This window comes from Streptomyces sp. NPDC029138, from assembly GCF_055564375.1.
Window position 1 is genome coordinate 1 of sequence record NZ_JBVHWM010000140.1, and the last position, 3,344, is coordinate 3,344.

The following is a 3,344-nucleotide window of genomic DNA, read 5'->3' on the forward strand; positions in this document are numbered from 1 at the left end:
GACGAGGACGCCGAGGTATACGCCCAGCTCAGCATGCCGCCCACCGAAAACGGCGGCATCACGTTGAGCCAGTTCGAAATCCGCGTCGACGAGCACCAGCGCACCGCCGAGGCCCTGATGAGGCAGGCCGCCCAGTCCGCCGGATACGCCGCCCGCGCGTTCGGCCTCGACCAGGGCGGGGGCGCCGCTCGCACGGCAACCGAGGTCGACAGCGACGACGACAAGTCGGAGATCACCCGCCGGAAGAAGGCCGGCCACTGGAAACAGGGACTGGCCGACATTCTGTCCGCCCTGCTCGCCCTCGACTCCGTGCACTTCCGCACGGGCGTCGTCCCCGAGCGCCCGCGGGTGGAGTTCCCCGACGGCGTCGCCGAGTCCCCGATGGACGTAGCGACGACCCTCGAACTCCTCACCCGGGCGCAGGCCGTATCGACTCAGACCCGGGTGAAGATCCTTCACCCCGATTGGGACGACACGGCAGTGAAGGCCGAGGCCGCCGCGATCCTCCGGGAAACCGGCATGGGCGAGGCGCCCGACCCCGGGCAGACCTACCCGTTCGCCGCGTGACGACCGGGGGGGTGATCCGGCATGCCGATTCACCCGGGCATGGTCGAGCCGTTGGCCGAGCGGACGCGCGACCTGTACGCCGGCGCCGAAGAACGGTTGCTCGGCATCATCGCGCGCCAGCTCGCCGCCGGCCTCGACGCGCCCGGGTGGGTCGAGGCCAAGCTCGCCGCCGTGCAGACGCTACGGCGGGGCGCACAGGCCGTCGTTGACGAGCTGGGCAAGGCGACGCAACTCGAAGTGTTCGACGCGGTCGCCGAGGCGTACAACGTCGGTCACCGCGCCGCGGTCGCCGAGCTGGGCGCCCTGTCCGACGACGCCCGCGCCCTGGTCGACGAGCGCACCCCGAACGCCCAGGCCGTCGACCGCCTCGCCGCCGAGGCCGTCGACGTCGTCACCGCGACCCATCGGTCGATTCTGCGGGCCGTCGTCGACACGTTCCGGGCCGTCGTCGCGTCCGTCGCCGCTACGCCCCTGCTCGGTATCGGCACCCGCCGACAGGCCACCCAAGACGCCATGCGGGCGTTTGCCGACCGCGGCATACGCGCGTTCGTCGACAAGGCCGGCCGCCGCTGGTCGCTCCCCGTATACGCCGAGATGGCCGTACGGACGGCGACCGCGCGGGCCGCGACCGAAGCGCACATGCGCACCCTCAGCGACGCCGGGGTCGAGCTGGTCGTCGTCAGCGACGCCCCGCGCGAGTGCCCCCTGTGTCGCCCGTGGGAAGGCCGCGTACTGACGATCAGCGGGCCCGCGGGCGCGCGTACGGTCGAGGCCGAGCACGCCACCGAGGACGGCCGTATGGTGCCCGTCCGCGTCGCCGGATCGCTCGACGAGGCGAGGGCCGCCGGTTTCCAGCATCCCAACTGCCGCCACTCCGTCAGCCTGTACTCGCCCGGCCTGACCCGGATCGAGCAGGCCCGCAGCGACCCGGACGGGTACGAGGCCGGACAGCGTCAGCGGGAGATCGAGCGCGGCATACGGAAGTGGAAGCGCCGCGAGGCCGCCGCCGTCACCCCGGAGGCGAAGCGCCTCGCCCGCGCCAAGGTGCGCCAGTGGCAAACCACGATGCGCGACCACCTCGCCGCGCACCCCGACCTACGCCGCAACCGCACCCGGGAGCAGGTAGGCGCCGGGAACCTCCCCGAGCCGCGCCGCGAGGCCACGCCCGAGCAGGTCGAGGCCGCCCGAGTCTGGTCGGGCGACGATGCGTCGGTGCGCGCCATGAGCGACGACGACCTCGCCGCCGCCATGCGCTCGAACCTGCTCGACGACCGCGCCCGCCGCAGGGTCGAGGCCGAGGCCGACCGCCGCGACCCCGCCGCCCTGCTCGACCGCGCCGCGCCGGGCGGCACCCTCGCCGCCGACCTGTCCGAGTTCAGCGACTCCGAACTCGGCCGCCTGGTCGGCCACGTCGACGACGGCGACGCGCTGCGGATCGCCGCCGAGATGGACCGCCGCGACGTCGCCGCCCGACTCCCTGGGGTGCGGGCCGATCTGGTCGGCCTGTCCGACGACGACCTCGCCGCCCGCGTCCGGTACGCCATCGAGCACGGGACCGACGACGTCGACCAGCTCGCCGCCGAGGCGCACCGCCGCGACATGCTCGCCGCCATGTTCCCCGCCGGGCGCCTGGTCGACGACCTGTCCGGCCTCGACGACGACGCCCTCGCGTGGTGCATGCAGTACGCCAACGAGGGCGAGCTACTGCGGATCGCCGACGAGTTCGACCGCCGCGACGACCTCGCCAACGCGCCGCCGCTCCCCGCGCCGGCCGACACGGGCGATCCCGTGGCCGACCTGCTCGCCGACCGCGACGCCCTCGCCGAAGCGATGGGCAACGCGCCCGACGTCCTGGTGTGGGGCGCCCTCGCCGACGACAGCGCCGCCGAGGCCGTCGACGACGAGGACGACCGCGACGAGGCATGGTGGGCCGAAGTGCTCGCCATCGCCGCCAAGAAGTACGGCGACAGCGAGGCGCCCGACGACGAGCGGAACACCATCACCCGCCGTCAGGCCCGCGAGATGTACGACGAGTATGTCGAGCGGCAATCGTTGAAGGCCGAGCACGAACTCGGCTACCTGTTCAACAAGCGCGGCATCGCCAAGGGCATGGACCCCATGCAGTTGTTCAGGGGGCCCGCCCGTATCGCTTACGCGTACGCGTCCGACGAGTTGAAAGACTGGTGGAGGGATAACCCCCGGCTCACGCAAGCCGAGTTCGTGCAGCAGGTGACCGGCAAGCCCCAGCGATGGGCCGCCAACGCCCGCAAGAACGAGCAGACCGAGCAGAACAAGAGGTGAAGGCATGGGAGCGCGAGGCGACATCATCCGGGCCGTCATCGCGGGCCGCCGCGCCGGCCGCGGCAACGCCCCCGTGACCGCGTGCCCGTACCCCGCCACGTCCCTACTGCGGACCGCGTGGATCAAGGGACACACCGAGACCCGGCCCGCCCCGGCCGACGCCGACGACCAGGCCGTCGAGTAGCACCACCCCAGCACACGACCCCGAAGGGGGGTCCGCCACCACGGCGGGCCCCCCTTTTGCATGCCCGCGCCCGCCCGCGCGGGCCCGACCGCACAGGAGTGCACCCGTATGAACACGCGCCACCTCGCCCGCCACCGCCGCGCCGACTACTCCGCCGGGTGGGCCCACCCCTACGCCCTGTCGCCCTGGTCGCCGATCGTCTACGCGGACGGCGGACAGGGCGGCGAGGGCGGCACCGGCACCGGTTCCGGCGAGGGCGGCACGGGCGCCCAGGGCGGCGCCCAGGGCGGCG

Annotated in this window: 2 protein-coding genes and 2 pseudogenes; all 4 read left to right on the forward strand. The window is 73.5% G+C overall.

The window, feature by feature from the left end:
• A pseudogene (locus ACZ4WH_RS43860) lies at positions 1-567 on the forward strand (phage capsid protein); the annotation flags it as partial.
• Between the two features lie 21 nt (positions 568-588).
• The gene (locus ACZ4WH_RS43865) at positions 589-2,868 is read left to right on the forward strand and encodes a phage minor capsid protein (protein WP_468191934.1); all 2,280 of its coding nucleotides are present in this window, start codon (positions 589-591) and stop codon (positions 2,866-2,868) included.
• A gap of 4 nt (positions 2,869-2,872) precedes the next feature.
• Positions 2,873-3,052: an Rmf/CrpP fold protein gene (locus tag ACZ4WH_RS43870; protein ID WP_468191936.1), complete on the forward strand. Its 180-nt coding sequence runs from the start codon at positions 2,873-2,875 to the stop codon at positions 3,050-3,052.
• A 108-nt stretch (positions 3,053-3,160) separates the two neighbouring features.
• Positions 3,161-3,344: pseudogene (locus tag ACZ4WH_RS43875) on the forward strand (hypothetical protein); the annotation flags it as partial.

Excerpts from the sequence above, each read along its gene's own strand:
- ACZ4WH_RS43870 (WP_468191936.1), top strand. The coding sequence starts at position 2,873 with ATGGGAGCGCGAGGCGACATCATCCGGGCCGTCATCGCGGGCCGCCGC.
- ACZ4WH_RS43865 (WP_468191934.1), top strand. The coding sequence starts at position 589 with ATGCCGATTCACCCGGGCATGGTCGAGCCGTTGGCCGAGCGGACGCGC.